Below are 15,443 nucleotides of genomic sequence, written 5' to 3' on the forward strand. Positions count from 1 at the left end.
GCATTATTTTTCAACTTCACCAATTCCATTAGGATCAGCTATATCGGGTAATTTCTTTTTTTCTGATGAGCTAAATCCACTGGATAAAGTATTAATTAGCGTACTTTTTTTCATCGAAATAATGGCTTCTTGTGCTGGCTTTAGCCAAGACGCAGGTTTTGGCTCTTTGGGTTGCTCTGTTGGTGGCACAACTTTTGGCGGTTCGGGTTGTATCGGTTTTTTTATTTGTGGTTTTAATAGCGCACTTGGTGCCACAAGTTGAATATCAGCAGGTAATAAAGGCAACTGCTGCTGTAATGCTCTTACAGTCGAGGGATGAGGATGTCCGATAGCAATGGCGGAGCCATTTTTTCGTGCTAAAGCAATGGCGCGGGCAAGTTGTTGGCGAGTCTCTGCTTCTGTTTGTACGTTATCGAGAAAAACATGTCGACGCAAAGAAGGAACTCCTGCGGCTTTAGCAGCAATAGCAGCTTGTGTATTACCAATGGTCACGCTATCTAAAAAATAGAGATTAGAGTGATTAAGCGCTTTAATAACTCTATCCATTGCTTGTCTATCCGATGTCATTGCACTGCCCATATGGTTATTCATACCGACAGCGTAAGGAACATTACTAATAGCATGCTGAATAATGCGATTAATTTCAGCCTGATCCATTGATGGTTTTAGGGTATCGCGTTCTAGAGGTTGTTTGCTAATGGGCGCCATCGGCATATGGATGAGAATTTCACGCCCTTGTGCATGGGCTTTAGTCGCCACTTCTTTACCATGAGGAGAATCAGGTAAAATAGCGATAGAAACCGCAGTAGGAAGTTGTAAAACTTGGTTATCTTCTTTTTTACGATAACCAAAATCATCAATTACAATGGCTAATTTGGCTGCAAATGCAGGTGTACTTACAACCAGACTTAGCAACATTAAACTAAGTAAAAAAGAGCGCTTGCGTTGTAATGTGCCAAGTAATTTCAAACCTACCTCCCAAGCCAAGGAACAGGGTTCACTGCTTTTCCTTGACGTCTAATTTCAAAATAGAGTGCTGAACGCTCTTGTCCACCACTGTTACCAACTAAAGCAATAGATTGGCCTGCTTTAACCTGTTGGCCAACATTCACTAAAGCGCTTTGGTTATAACCATAAAGGCTCATATCACCTTTACCATGTTCAACCACGACGACCAAACCATAACCTTGAAGCCAATCTGCTAATAATACACGACCATCAGCAATGGCTTTTACCTCGGTGCCTTGTGCTGCTGGTATAACAATTCCTTTCCAACGTAATTCACCAGAGCCAGAAATAGACTCACCAAAACGGTGTAATAAAGAGCCTCTGATAGGCCAAATAGCTTGCCCCGCAGGTTTACCTAAACCGCCTGTACGTGACATTAATGACTGCTCTTCGGCTGTCGGTTTATAGGTTGAACCGCGCTGTTGGGCTTCTCGTTGTTTGGCTGCAATGCGTGCTGCTTCTCGGGCTTCACGCTCTGCTCGTGCTTTAGCTTCACGCTCAGCTTGAGCAATTTTATTTCTTAATTGAGCTTCATTAGCTCGCATGGTGGCTAAGTTTTTCTGATCTGCTTTTAAAGTTGATTCAAGTTGTGTCAGCGTTTTTTGTCGAGCAGCTAAAGCATTATCGAGTTTTTGTTTTTCTTGCTGTTGTTTAGTGAGAACCTGCTTTTGCTCATTCTGTTTTGCTTGCTGCGCTGCTTTTTCTGCTTCAAGCTCTTTTGATGTTTGAGCAAGCTCTGCCATTGTTTCTTTGCGAGCATCATTAATATAGCTGTAATACGCTAAAATACGCTCTTCACGCTGGCCTTCTTCACCACGAAATAAGAGCTCAATACCTTGGTGCTTACCTTGACGATACGCAGCATCCATTTGACGCGCTAATAACTCTTGCTGTGACTGATATTGTTTTTGTAAGCGAGCAATATTTGCGGTAATGGTTTTTATCTCTTTACTCAATGTTTGTAAGCGGTTTTGGGTTTCATGCACAGAACGCCCCGCACTGGAAATTTGGGTTTCTTGTGTTTTTAGTTGATTAAGAAGTGCAGTACGTTGTTTTTGTTGTTCTTGAACTTGTTTTTCTTTTTCCGCAATCGTGGTTTGCAGATCTTTTAGTTGATTGCGATTATCCGTTAATGTGTTAGCAAAAACAGGAGTGGCTGAAAAGAGGGTTGTACTAATAAGCAACGTGATTAACGGTAAAGAAAATACACGATAAGACGGATGTGTTTTTTTTTGAAGATCCATTTTCTTTGCCATCTGACCAACGTACCTTTCATAACAGTTTGTAAGATTATTCCATGCCATAAAACAACTGACCAGTTAACACGAAATAAAGCCGAAATTTCAGATAATACCTAACAGGTAATCTATTCAATTAATAAGAGATTATAAAGCAATAATCATAGGAGAGAGGAAAAAAGAGGGATTTTGTGTGACAGCGCAATAGAATATCACGCTGTCCACGAGAGAGATTATTCGACGATAGTACCCCAAAGATCATATTCGTCTGCATGTTCAATAAGAACACGAACGATTTGCCCTGGTTCTACATCAAATTGCTCATTGAGGTAAACTGCACCATCAATTTCAGGCGCATCAGCCATACTACGACCAATCGCACCTTCTTCATCCACTTCATCAATCATAACAAGCAACACTTTGCCGATTTTCTCTTGCAAGCGCTCAGTCGAAATTTGTTGCTGTAATTGCATAAAGCGATGATAACGCTCTTCTTTCACTTCTTCAGGTACTTGATCGGCTAATTCATTTGCCTTCGCACCATCAACAGGGCTGTATTTAAAGCAACCAACACGATCAAGACGTGCTTGTGTTAAGAAATCCAATAGCATTTGGAAATCTTCTTCTGTTTCACCCGGGAAACCAACAATAAAGGTAGAACGTAAGGTTAACTCAGGGCAAATTTCACGCCAGCGTTTTACACGCTCTAATGTACGCTCAACAGCACCTGGGCGTTTCATCAGTTTTAAAATCTTAGGGCTGGCATGCTGAAGCGGAATATCCAAATAAGGTAGAATTTTACCTTCTGCCATTAAAGGAATGACATCATCAACATGTGGATATGGGTAAACATAATGTAAGCGAACCCAAATACCTAATTTTGCCAGTTGTTCACATAAACTGACCATACTGGTTTTGACAGGCATTCCATCCCAAAAACCCGTTTGATGTTTAGTATCAACACCATAAGCAGAAGTATCTTGAGAGATAACAAGTAACTCTTTTACTCCTGCATTAACTAATCTTTTAGCTTCACCTAAAACTTCACCAATTGGGCGGCTATCTAAATCGCCTCGCATTGATGGAATGATGCAGAACGTACAACGGTGATTACAACCTTCAGAGATTTTTAAATACGCGTAATGACGAGGCGTTAATTTTACACCCTGTTCAGGAACAAGGCTGAGAAACGGGTTGTGATCAGGTTTTGGCACATAATGGTGAATATGAGATAAAACTTGTTCGTAACTATGAGGCCCTGTGATTTCGAGTACTTTAGGGTGCACTTCACGAATTTGGTTCTCTTTTGCACCTAAACAGCCGGTAACAATGACTTTACCGTTTTCATCGAGTGCTTCACCAATCGCTTCTAGCGATTCTTGTACTGCGCTGTCAATAAACCCACAGGTGTTGACGATGACTAAATCAGCATCATTATAGGTAGGAACAACTTGATAACCTTCTGTACGCAGTTCGGTTAGGATACGTTCAGAGTCCACTAAATTTTTAGGACAACCTAATGAAACGAATCCAATTTTAGGCACTTGATTTGTTTGCGACATGCTCGTGTTCTCAATACTTTTAAATAAATAACAGATAGTTGTTGTATCTCAGACAGGTATAGATCTTACGTAATATGGGAGATTTTATACGTAAGTAGCCACTATTAGGGATGCTGATTTATTAATAGCTTGCCTGAAGAGAGTTCCTGTAGAGTAAAAAGGTAAGGCCTTTTCAATTCATCATTTTTCACTGAACCGGCGCTAATGGTACATAAATCCGTCAATAAAAAAAATGATTGTTGAGAAACTTTCCGCAAAAATAGAAAGAGAAAAGCAGGAATAGGCTGTAATTGCGCCATGACAAAGGTATACTTTGGCTCTTTGATACTATTTTTAACCAACGAGAGTGATTGCATCCTATGCTGCAAGAAGTAATGCAATTTTTCAACCGGCACACCCTGTTAAGCTTTGTTTGGGTAGCGTTGCTGGTGGCGGTCATTGTATTGACCTTTAAAGGGCTTTTTTCTAAGACGAAAAATATTTCCCGTACAGAAGCGATTTCTTTGATAAACAAAGAGAATGCGGTGTGTGTTGATATCCGTAGCCGTGATGAATTCCGTAAAGGACACATCATTGATTCTATCAATTTAACGCCTTCTGAAATCAAAAATAATAATATTGCTGAGCTGGAGAAATATAAATCACAGCCAGTTATTGTTGTGTCACCATCAGGTATTGAAGGTGCAAAACCTGCAGAAAGCCTAATTAAACTCGGTTTTGAAAAAGTCTTTATCTTAAAAGATGGTCTTTCAGGCTGGAGTGGTGAGAATTTACCACTGGCTAAAGGTAAAAAGTAACGAGCGGGCAGATTGAGTTCTATACTTACTGCTATTCAATTAATAAGGATATAAAAAGGTAAGATTATTATGTCAGAACAGCAAAACCAAGAGATGACTTTTCAAATTCAACGTATCTATACAAAAGATATCTCTTTTGAAGCGCCTAATGCCCCACAAGTTTTCCAAAAAGAGTGGCAACCAGAAGTTAAATTAGATCTGGATACTTCTTCTAATACTCTAGCTGAAAACGTCTATGAAGTTATTCTGCGCGTTACTGTAACCGCAACAATGGATAACGAAACTGCATTCCTGTGTGAAGTTCAACAAGCAGGTATCTTTACCGTTGAAGGTATCGAAGGCACTCAACTGGCACATTGCTTAGGTGCATATTGCCCTAACGTTCTGTTCCCTTACGCTCGTGAATGTATCACTAACTTAGTTAGCCGTGGTACTTTCCCACAACTGAACTTAGCACCTGTTAACTTTGATGCGTTGTTTATGAACTATTTACAACAGCAACAAACTGATGCGGCTAATGAAGGGGCTGAAGAAGCTTAATGAACGCTTCTATGACAGTTATCGGTGCCGGTTCATACGGCACCGCTTTAGCGATTACCTTAGCGCGCAATGGTCATGACGTTGTACTTTGGGGTCATGATCCTGAGCATGTTGCTGCATTAGAGCAAGCACGCTGTAATCAGGCATTTCTGCCCGATGTTTCCTTTCCTGATAGTTTATACATGGAAGCTTCTTTGCAAAAAGCCATTGAAGCCAGCCGTAATATTCTTGTTGTGATCCCAAGCCATGTTTTTGGTGATGTATTACAACAGATCAAACCCTTTTTACGTCAGGATGCACGTGTTGTTTGGGCGACAAAAGGACTTGAGGCTCATACTGGTCGCTTGTTGCAAGATGTAGCGCGTGAAGTATTAGGTAATGAAATCCCGCTAGCAGTTTTATCAGGTCCTACTTTTGCTAAAGAGCTTGCCGCGGGTTTGCCCACTGCGATTTCTGTGGCATCAACGGATAATACGTTCTCTGAAGAGCTTCAACAGCTTTTCCATTGTGGCAAAAGTTTCCGTGTGTATAAAAATCCTGACTTTATCGGTGTGCAATTAGGTGGCGCGGTAAAAAACGTGATTGCGATTGGTGCGGGTATGTCTGATGGTATGGGATTTGGTGCAAATGCGCGTACAGCGCTAATCACCCGCGGACTTGCCGAGATGAGCCGATTAGGTAAAGCATTAGGTGCAGATGCTGCTACTTTTATGGGAATGGCGGGTTTAGGTGATTTAGTTTTAACCTGTACCGATAACCAATCTCGTAATCGTCGATTTGGCATGATGCTAGGTCAAGGCTTTGATGTTGATACTGCCCAAGAGAAAATCGGGCAGGTCGTTGAAGGTTATCGCAATACCAAAGAGGTTCGTGCATTAGCTGAGCAAGTTGGTGTTGAAATGCCTATCACAGAGCAGATCTACCAAATTTTATACCAGCATAAAGACGCTAAAGAAGCGGCATTATCTTTATTAGGCCGTGCAACGAAAGATGAGATAGACAGTAATCTTTTCTAAGTCTATTTTAGATAGTTATTTATTTCTGTTTTAAACATAAGAAGCCTAAGTTTTTACTTAGGCTTCAATGTAAAAAGAATGAGAGTGAGTATGTCGCTAGAAGAACTAAAAAGAGTCTGGGATCATATTAAAGATGAAGCAAGATGTTTGGCAGATTGCGAGCCAATTTTGGCGAGTTTCTTCCATGCGACATTACTCAAGCATGAAAATTTAGGTAGTGCCTTAAGCTATATGCTGGCGAACAAGCTAGCAACCCAAACTATGCCTGCGATTGCTGTTCGTGAGATTGTTGAAGAAGCATATCGTAGTGATAATTCTATGATTGAATCAGCCGCTTATGATATTTCAGCCGTTCGTTTACGCGATCCCGCTGTTGATAAGTACTCCACACCTCTGCTTTATCTAAAAGGTTTTCATGCCTTACAAGCTTATCGCATAGCGCATTGGCTATGGGGGCAAGATCGTAAAGCACTCGCCATTTACCTACAAAACCAGATTTCTGTGACTTTTGGGGTTGATATTCATCCAGCCGCTCGCATTGGTCATGGCATTATGCTTGATCACGCAACAGGTATTGTGATTGGTGAAACCGCTATCGTTGAGAATGACGTTTCTATTTTGCAATCCGTCACTTTAGGGGGTACAGGTAAAACCTGTGGCGATCGCCACCCTAAAGTACGCGAAGGTGTAATGATTGGCGCGGGTGCTAAAATACTCGGCAATATTGAGATTGGCCGAGGTGCTAAAATTGGTGCGGGATCAGTTGTTTTACATGAAGTTCCTGCACATACTACTGTTGCGGGTGTTCCCGCCCGTATTGTCGGTAAACCCACTAGTGACAAGCCTTCACTCGATATGGATCAACACTTTAATGGTGTGGTGCCTGGTTTTGAATGTGGTGATGGCATTTAATGGCATTAACTGAAGTTACACTCTCTGAGCTGAAGGCTTGTTTACATGCTGAATATATCGGTGATAACAAGCCTTTTAGTTGGATAAGACTTTTTCATCGCGTTTTTTTCTGCCAACGTTCACGTTATCTATTTTGGTGGCGTGTCGCCCAATTTTTTTATTTCTCTGAAAACCGTTTTCTCAAAAAACTTGGCATTCGTATTGGTGCTAAAAATAATCGTAAGTATTGCAACGATATTTCACTAAGAACTCGCATAGGCAAAGGCCTTTCATTACCTCATCCGATAGGGATCGTACTGACTAATTACTGCCAGCTAGGTGAGAATGTGACGTTAATGCAAGGTGTGACCATCGGAGTAAAAGAGAAGGATGGTAAAGCAGATATTCGAGTTGGCAACCACGTTTATATTGGTTGTAACTCATCGATTATTGGTGGTGAGATAGAGATAGGTGATAATGCAGTGATTGGTGCTCATGCATTGGTATTAAAGGATGTGGGGGAAGGGTGCAGGTATATCACCAAAGTCATTGCTGAAATCAGACAACCATCAGAGTAATAAGTTAGATTTTTAGTCGTTTGAAATTAAAAAAGCGCTAGTCATGATTTATGATCAGCGCTTTTTACATTTCAGTCTCTTAGCAATGCACCAGGATAACCAAGTTGACGCCATGCTTCAAAAACCACAACAGTAGTTATAAAAACTAATAAATATTTATATAAAATAATTTTTTATTTTAAAATAACTCATTCTTAAAATATGTTTTGTTTGGTATGGAGAAAGAAATGTTGAACATAATAAAAGTAGGTATTTACTAGGATTTACATTATTCATCCTAAGTGCTCTTACTAGTAATAGTTGACTTTTAAAATGTAATTCATTTATGATTTTATTCACTTTTATATAATCTAACATTCTTTGTTCATTGTAATTATCTATACCATATTTTTTTCTAATTTTATTCATTTTTATTATGTGATATTGGCATTTTCTTTGTCTTAACGAATTTTTAAAAGATAAAGATTGCGTATTTATTCTATACATTACTAATGGTTTTTCAATATTTGAAATTGTATAGTTTTTAGCAATAAGTCTCGAAATAAAATCAAAATCTTGTGAATTGGGGTAATTTCGATATCCTTGCATTTTTTCAAAAATATCTCTCGACATGAACCATGTAGGGTGATAACAAACAGATTTATAACCTAAGGTACTTTTTAGTTTTAAAAAATCATTTGACAAACAGGAGGTAGATATAAATTTACCATGCTCATCAATTCTATTTATGCCTGTACCAATTAATGCAAAAGAATTAGATTTATAATATTTTAGTTGTACATTTAAGCGTTCTGGATCGGCAATATCATCAGCATCTAGCCGAGCAATAAAATTACCATCGCTATGTTCAAATGCTTTGTTTAGTGAACTTGCTAACCCAAGATTTATGCTATTTTCTACAATTATTATTTCAATGTTTTTTATTTCTAGATTATTAATTATATTTTTATAATGTTCACATTTATTAGGGTTATCGATAACAATAACTAATTGAATTTTAAATTTACTATATGTATTTTGAGCGACTATCGAATTAATAGATAGTATAATCCATTCATCTATCTCATTATATATGGAAAGTAATACAGATATTTTATCGTTTTTCATTAGAGATACGAGTATTTGTGAAAAAAGTAAAAAGCCAGATGAGTAGAAGTTTGTGGAAGTAAATATTAAAAGCAGAAGTAAAGTCTACTCGATTGATATTAAAGATAAAAAATACAAATAAAGAAAAATATAGTGTTGATATTAAATCATTTTTAGAAATGATAATGAGTGTGATTGATATGTATATAGTAAATGCTACAATAATTGCTCCTATTAAAAATAAATCACCAAAGTTTAGTAAGGCTTCTAGCAATGGAGAGAAACCATATCCAATACCTGTATCCATATACTGAGCCATTTGAGTGGCTGATGTTTTAAATCCTGTATCAATTAATGCGTTTAATTTATGAAGAAATGGTCCTAAATAGCTAGAACCAGAAAATGGTAAATCTAGAGAGAAACCAGACTCATATATAATAAAATTATTATAATTAGAATAAAATTCATTCATAGAGAAATAATCATAGAGTGTTAATGGCGAGTCACTATCTTTAAAATAATGATAAAAAGCCATTGAAATAGCAGCAACAGGAGATAGAAATAAAAAAAGAATAAAAAATATCTTCTTAAAAAAAGAACGGTAGTTACTAATAAATATTAGGAAGAATAGAAATATTATAGGTAAGAGTTGGTTCCGGTATGAACCAATGTAATAATAAGTGAGGATTAATAAAGCAGTAATAATATGTATTGATAGAAAAATTTTATTTTTTCTAAACGTTATCAGGCAGATGGGTAGCAGTAATATAGTGACTGTACCAAGGTCAAATATAATCACTCTCAGTAGTTCGAATCCACCTAATACTTCACCACAGTAATGACACCCTGAATAAAATCCATTGAATCCAATGATTATAATATTAAGAATAATATAAAAAAATACAATGCCAACATATATAAAAGCAAATATTAATGCCGTGTTTTTAGAGAAAAAATATTGTTTTATTTTTGTTCTACTATAAATTAGTTTAGATATGACTAGTAATACTAGGCTTACACTTATCCAAAATATTGAGTTTTCTATAACAAATAATTGGTATAGTTTTTCTTGATAATAAAAAGGGAAAATGATAAAAGTATAAAAAATAGGAATTATAAGTACACAGGTAATAGGAAAGAAAGAGTACAATTCACGATACTTCCCTTTATTATTCCATAGAGGTATTAGTTTATTATAGATCATAAGATTTAAATTATATTAATATATTCTTTAACAATTGAAGGTATGTTGTAGTTTTTCATGGAGTGAGTCATTAAGCTTTTATCGTAATTTTCATCTGATTTTGATATGTATATTAGAGAGTTTAATAACCCTTGGCTATCATTAATGTTATATAATACACCTAACTTATTATATAAAATATCTCCTTTTTTTATATCTCCATTAATATTTAATATTTCTCTAGGACCAGTTCTACAGTCTGAGCTAATAATTGGTACACCAAGATAAAGAGACTCAACTAATACATTTGGAAAACCTTCTGATATAGAAGTAAGTATAGTCGATTTAGCTTGTTTTATATACGGGTATGGGTTCTCTCTATTTCCTAGAAATTGTAAGTTGTTATTTTCATATTTTTTTTTATATTCACTATATAAATCACCATCTCCAATTAATAATAATTTATAATTGGTTTTTTTAAATGTATCTAATAAGAAAGAAATATTTTTAACAGGGTGAAATCTTCCTACAAAGATGAAGTACTCACCAGAAGAAAATGGATTGTCATCTACAATTACTCTAGATAATTCAAGAATATTATCTAAATTATAACAATTTGGGATAACAAAGTTGTTTTTTTCTCCGACAATAGGTAAATAATCATTTAACATTCTCTGTGTAAGAAATACTTTTTTAGTGGCGTGTTTAAATATATTCTTTATTATAAATACATTTATTTTTGATTTTAAACTTTTATTAGAATATTTTAAAATTGAGCCATGTGTAACAACTATACTTTTATGTTTTTTAAATAGTGATAGAAATATATTAATATAATTTGCTCTAAACAAGTGACTAATAATTGTATTTATTTTTTCTTTTCTAAGAATAAAAAACAAATGAATAGCTGCTGAGAAATTATTTATTATTTTTCCAATAAAAGGGGCTTTAATATTTATAGGGTTTTTTATTAATATTATATCTTCATGTAAAGTATAGCTGATATTGTTTTCTATTATATAGAAGTATACTTTATAATTATTTTCTTGTAGTCCATTGGCTAAGTTACAAGCTATTCTCTCACCACCACCATTAGAAAGAGAGTTTGATAAAATTAAAATATTTTTCATGAAATATTATTTTTACCTTTTAAATATAATATTGAGATAAATAAGAATAGTTGACCTAACAAAATAGAAAAAACAAAATTATATTGAGAATGATTGAAGTTTTCAATTGATAACATAAATGATATTGTTAATATCCCACTTAGTAAAGAAAATGGGCTTATATACTTTGATCTTTTCATTATAACTAACATATGTACTAAAAAAGAGTTTGCTAAGCTAAAGAATATAATTAGTAAATAAAAGGATAGTATCAGTGATAGTTCTTCAGAGTATTTAATATTTAATATATGAAAAATATATTGGTCTAATATTGTATAGGTTAACATGCCTAAAACTTGAACAAATATGAAAAATAATAAGATAAGATTTATAAATTTATAAAAATTATTTTTATTATTTAAATAAAAATAATTCATTTTGGGAAAAGTAACATCGATGACTGGTGTTAATATAGATACTGAGGCTGACACAATGCGTTGTGCTACACCAATAAAACCAACAAACTCAATACCATATATTGATTTTGCTATAATTAGTGCTACGGGATTTATAGCGCCCGTAATCAGCCTCATTGATGTGAGATGCCAACCTTCTTTCAATAAGAATTTACTTTTTGTTGATAGATTAAAGTATTTTTTATTTTTTATTTTATTTATAGGTAGTCTCTTTATAATATAATAATTAGAGTATATAAATAAAATTATATTAGGTAGTATTAAAAAAAGAAGGTATTCTTCTATGTTTGTATCATAATTAACAAATAGAAAAACATAAATAATATATATTATTTTAGAAAATAAAGATATAACGACTAAATTTATTAATTTATATGTAGCTTGAAAATACCATTTACATTGAAGTATTGAGGTGGAAAACCATACAAATAATATGAGCATTTGTAAGTAAGTTAGTTCAATAATAAATTTCAATAAGATCAAAAAAATAAATATTAATATACAGAATAGAATCTTTATTTTTTGTATTTCTATATATAATAATGTTTTTTCAAAGATGGAAATTTCAGATGAAAATTCCCTTGTTGCATTAGCATTATATCCCCATTCACCAATAAGAATTATATACGCTGAAATAGCTTGAAGCAAAGCTATAATGCCATAGTTAGATATACCAAGATACTTTATAACTATAGGAATCGCAATTAAGGGAATTAGTAATTCGATTGCTTTAATGAATTGTAGATAAAAAACATTTTTAATAATCATTCTTAAATTATTTAAATAGTCTTATGCATTTAGCTGGGGCTCCTACATAAACACCAGGTTTTTCAATATTGCGAGTTACAATAGAGCCAGCCCCTACAATAACATTTTCACATATAGATACACCAGCAAGTATGATGGCACCAGCACCTATTTGTACATTATCTGAAATTATAATTTCTTTATCTATATGTTCAGTAGTAATTCCATTATCATTAATCAACAATCCTGTTGAAATTAATTTTGAGCCAGCTGAGAGTGTCACTTTATTGCCGAGAGTAATACCTCCTTTGGCATTAACATATACATGATCATTAATATTTACTCTCCCTTTGATAGATAATTTCTTTATATTTTTAATAGTAAAAAAACCAAAATATATAACATTTTTGTTGTAAATTAATTCATTGTAAAAAATGAAGACATAAATTTTTACTATAAGAGAACTTAGTTTTTTTAGGAGAAATGTTTTCATAAAATTATTTCAATAATGCACCTGGGTAGCCTAGTTGACGCCATGCTTCAAAAACTACAACAGCCACAGTATTCGATAGGTTCATACTACGGCTATCAGCAAGCATTGGAACTCTGATTTTCTGCTGTGTTGGCATATTGTCTAACACATAAGGCGGTAAACCACGAGTTTCAGGTCCAAAAAGGAGATAATCTCCATCTTGATAACTCACATTGCTATGTGCTGGTGTGCCTTTTGTCGTTAACGCAAATACACGTGCACCTGTTGGTGATTGTGCATTATCAGGGTTTAAACCTTCACTTTCTAAAAAAGCATAGTAATCGTGATGCTGTTTAATATCAGCAAACTCACGATAATCAAGCCCTGCACGACGCAGACGTTTATCATCCCAAGTAAAACCCAGTGGTTGGATTAGATGAAGATGAAAGCCTGTGTTAGCACACAGGCGGATAATATTCCCTGTATTCGGTGGAATTTCGGGTTCAAATAAGACGATATTGAGCATGGTTTATTTAACTTGATAATAGCTTTTATACCAATCAACGAACTGTTTTACACCTTCATCTACACTTGTTTGAGGTTTATAGCCAGTTGCTTTAAATAAATCCTCAGTATCTGCCCATGTGGTGTAAACATCACCAGGTTGCATTGGTAACATGTTTTTATCTGCAGTTTTTACTAAGTGAGTTTCTAATGCACTAATGTAATCCATTAAATTAACTGGAGAACCATTCCCAATATTATAAACCTTATAAGGTGCAGAACTATTAGCCGGAGTCCCTATACTTACTTTCCAATCTTGTTGTGGCGTCGGTATTACATTTGCAATGCGAGTAACGCCTTCCACGATATCTTCAACATAAGTAAAGTCACGTCTCATTTGGCCATTATTATAAATATCAATTGATTCATCGTTGATAATGGCTTTAGTAAATTTAAATAATGCCATATCAGGACGACCCCAAGGACCATAAACGGTAAAAAAGCGTAATCCAGTTGTTGGTATACCGTATAAATGAGAATAGCTATGAGCCATTAATTCATTAGCTTTTTTCGTTGCCGCATATAAAGAAACAGGGTGATTAGCTTGATCATGAGGCGAAAATGGTAATTCATCATTTAAGCCATAAACAGAACTGGAAGAAGCATAAACAAGATGTTTAATATTGTTGTGACGACAACCTTCTAAGATTGTCAGAAAGCCAGTTAAATTGCTATCAGCGTAAGAAAATGGGTTAATTAGTGAATATCTAACCCCAGCTTGTGCAGCTAAATGAATAACTTTATCAAATTTCTCAGTTTCAAATAGGTTAGCTATTTTTTCTCTATCTGCTAGATCAATAAGAGAAAATGAGAAATTGTTTAGTTTATTCAGAATGTTAAGTCTAGATTCTTTTAAGGAGACATCATAATAATCATTGAGATTATCGATACCAACAACAGTTTCACCTTGTTGGATTAGTTTTTTTATCAGATGAAAACCAATGAATCCTGCTGCACCAGTGACTAAATATTTCATTACGTAATTAACCCGTATTTATTAATTAATCGTTACCAAATAGGTCACGAGTATAAACTTTTTCTTCAATGTCGTTTAGCACTGATGACATTCTATTGGTAATAATAACATCAGAGATTGATTTAAATTCATTTAAATCACGAACTAATTTTGAATTAAAGAAGGTTTCTTCTTGCATTTCAGGCTCATAAATCACCACTTCAATACCTTTGGCCTTAATACGTTTCATAATACCTTGGATAGAAGAAGAGCGGAAATTATCAGAACCAGACTTCATAATTAAACGGTAAACACCTACGATTTTTGGTGATCTAGCGATAATTGAGTCGGCAATAAAATCTTTACGAGTGCGGTTAGCTTCAACGATGGCACTAATAATATTATTAGGAACAGAGTCGTAGTTTGCTAACAGTTGTTTGGTGTCTTTTGGTAGACAGTAACCACCATAACCAAATGATGGATTATTATAATGGTTGCCGATACGAGGATCTAAACAGACGCCTTCAATGATTTGTTTTGCATTTAAGCCATAAGCTTGAGCATAGCTATCTAACTCATTAAAGTAAGCAACACGTAGTGCTAAATAAGTATTAGCAAATAATTTAATGGCCTCTGCTTCTGTGGAGTCAGTGAACAGAACATCAATATCTTTTTTCAGTGCACCTTGCTGTAGTAGGTCAGCAAATTTTTGTGCTCTTTCTGATTGTTCACCAATAACAATACGAGATGGGTAAAGATTATCGTAAAGTGCTCGACCTTCACGTAAGAATTCAGGAGAGAAAATAATATTATCTGTATTATATTTCTCTCTCATTTCTTTGGTAAAACCAACAGGAATGGTTGATTTAATAATCATTGTCGTATTTGGATTATATTCTAAAACATCACGAATAACAGACTCTACTGATGAGGTGTTAAAATAGTTTGTTTTAGGATCGTAATCGGTAGGTGTTGCAATGATAACGAAATCAGCATCTTTATAAGCGAATTCTTTATCTAAGGTTGCAGTAAAATCGAGCTTTTTGGTTGCTAAAAACTCTTCGATTTCTTTATCTGTAATTGGAGAGATTTTTTTGTTAAGTAATTCAACTTTTTCTTTATTGATATCTAACGCAACAACTGTGTTGTTTTGGGAAAGAAGTACCCCATTAGATAGACCGACATAGCCGGTTCCTGAGATTGTGATTTTCATTTTTTATC

The 15,443-nt window shown here is 34.7% G+C and carries 16 protein-coding genes; 5 read left to right on the forward strand and 11 right to left on the reverse strand.

Annotated elements, in window-relative coordinates; translation table 11 throughout:
• Window positions 1–3: 3 nt before the first annotated feature.
• The 3 genes from AB4J89_RS18205 to rimO form a co-directional block, all read right to left on the reverse strand.
• Entirely contained in the window at window positions 4–918 is a 915-nt protein-coding gene (locus AB4J89_RS18205) for a divergent polysaccharide deacetylase family protein (RefSeq protein WP_368470272.1), read from the reverse strand.
• 53 nt (window positions 919–971) lie between these two features.
• Window positions 972–2,264: a murein hydrolase activator EnvC gene (gene envC, locus AB4J89_RS18210; protein ID WP_368470218.1), complete on the reverse strand. Its 1,293-nt coding sequence runs from the start codon at window positions 2,262–2,264 to the stop codon at window positions 972–974.
• Window positions 2,265–2,479: 215 nt separating this feature from the next.
• Window positions 2,480–3,808, reverse strand: coding sequence for a 30S ribosomal protein S12 methylthiotransferase RimO (rimO, locus tag AB4J89_RS18215; RefSeq protein ID WP_088494108.1), 1,329 nt, complete (start codon window positions 3,806–3,808; stop codon window positions 2,480–2,482).
• 359 nt (window positions 3,809–4,167) lie between these two features.
• Between rimO and AB4J89_RS18220 the strand changes: the two genes are divergently transcribed.
• The 5 genes from AB4J89_RS18220 (at window position 4,168) to AB4J89_RS18240 (ending at window position 7,630) form a co-directional block, all read left to right on the forward strand.
• Window positions 4,168–4,605, forward strand: coding sequence for a rhodanese-like domain-containing protein (locus AB4J89_RS18220; RefSeq protein ID WP_023583406.1), 438 nt, complete (start codon window positions 4,168–4,170; stop codon window positions 4,603–4,605).
• A 69-nt stretch (window positions 4,606–4,674) separates the two neighbouring features.
• Window positions 4,675–5,145 carry a protein-export chaperone SecB gene (gene secB / locus AB4J89_RS18225; protein ID WP_006534205.1) on the forward strand — a complete coding sequence of 157 codons (471 nt, stop codon included), beginning with the start codon at window positions 4,675–4,677 and terminating at the stop codon, window positions 5,143–5,145.
• Window positions 5,145–6,161 (forward strand): NAD(P)H-dependent glycerol-3-phosphate dehydrogenase, encoded by a 1,017-nt coding sequence (gene gpsA / locus AB4J89_RS18230; RefSeq protein WP_088494106.1) that lies wholly within the window; start codon window positions 5,145–5,147, stop codon window positions 6,159–6,161. Before secB ends, gpsA begins: the two co-directional genes overlap by 1 nt.
• Before the next feature lie 90 nt (window positions 6,162–6,251).
• Window positions 6,252–7,073 carry a serine O-acetyltransferase gene (cysE, locus tag AB4J89_RS18235; RefSeq protein ID WP_088494105.1) on the forward strand — a complete coding sequence of 274 codons (822 nt, stop codon included), beginning with the start codon at window positions 6,252–6,254 and terminating at the stop codon, window positions 7,071–7,073.
• Window positions 7,073–7,630, forward strand: a complete 558-nt coding sequence (locus AB4J89_RS18240; protein WP_349474620.1) for a serine acetyltransferase — start codon at window positions 7,073–7,075, stop codon at window positions 7,628–7,630. Before cysE ends, AB4J89_RS18240 begins: the two co-directional genes overlap by 1 nt.
• A 156-nt stretch (window positions 7,631–7,786) precedes the next feature.
• Here the strand turns inward: AB4J89_RS18240 and AB4J89_RS18245 are convergent, their stop codons facing one another.
• The 8 genes from AB4J89_RS18245 to AB4J89_RS18280 form a co-directional block, all read right to left on the reverse strand.
• Entirely contained in the window at window positions 7,787–8,737 is a 951-nt protein-coding gene (locus tag AB4J89_RS18245; protein ID WP_368470222.1) for a glycosyltransferase family 2 protein, read from the reverse strand.
• Window positions 8,724–9,251: a hypothetical protein gene (locus tag AB4J89_RS18250; protein WP_368470224.1), complete on the reverse strand. Its 528-nt coding sequence runs from the start codon at window positions 9,249–9,251 to the stop codon at window positions 8,724–8,726. The genes AB4J89_RS18245 and AB4J89_RS18250 overlap by 14 nt, the downstream gene beginning before the upstream one ends.
• Before the next feature lie 674 nt (window positions 9,252–9,925).
• Window positions 9,926–11,029, reverse strand: a complete 1,104-nt coding sequence (locus tag AB4J89_RS18255) for a glycosyltransferase (protein WP_368470226.1) — start codon at window positions 11,027–11,029, stop codon at window positions 9,926–9,928.
• Window positions 11,026–12,252, reverse strand: a complete 1,227-nt coding sequence (locus AB4J89_RS18260; RefSeq protein WP_368470228.1) for an oligosaccharide flippase family protein — start codon at window positions 12,250–12,252, stop codon at window positions 11,026–11,028. The genes AB4J89_RS18255 and AB4J89_RS18260 overlap by 4 nt, the downstream gene beginning before the upstream one ends.
• 7 nt (window positions 12,253–12,259) lie before the next feature.
• Window positions 12,260–12,724 (reverse strand): DapH/DapD/GlmU-related protein, encoded by a 465-nt coding sequence (locus AB4J89_RS18265; RefSeq protein WP_368470230.1) that lies wholly within the window; start codon window positions 12,722–12,724, stop codon window positions 12,260–12,262.
• A 4-nt stretch (window positions 12,725–12,728) separates the two neighbouring features.
• Complete coding sequence (gene trmL / locus AB4J89_RS18270; protein ID WP_194951571.1) at window positions 12,729–13,229, reverse strand: tRNA (uridine(34)/cytosine(34)/5-carboxymethylaminomethyluridine(34)-2'-O)-methyltransferase TrmL; 501 nt, start codon at window positions 13,227–13,229, stop codon at window positions 12,729–12,731.
• A 3-nt stretch (window positions 13,230–13,232) separates the two neighbouring features.
• Window positions 13,233–14,243 carry an NAD-dependent epimerase gene (locus AB4J89_RS18275; RefSeq protein WP_368470232.1) on the reverse strand — a complete coding sequence of 337 codons (1,011 nt, stop codon included), beginning with the start codon at window positions 14,241–14,243 and terminating at the stop codon, window positions 13,233–13,235.
• 25 nt (window positions 14,244–14,268) lie between these two features.
• Window positions 14,269–15,435, reverse strand: coding sequence for a nucleotide sugar dehydrogenase (locus AB4J89_RS18280; protein WP_368470234.1), 1,167 nt, complete (start codon window positions 15,433–15,435; stop codon window positions 14,269–14,271).
• Between the last annotated feature and the right edge of the window lie 8 nt (window positions 15,436–15,443).

It is taken from the genome of Proteus sp. STS61-E (genome assembly GCF_040932335.1).
GTDB lineage: Bacteria > Pseudomonadota > Gammaproteobacteria > Enterobacterales > Enterobacteriaceae > Proteus > Proteus mirabilis_B.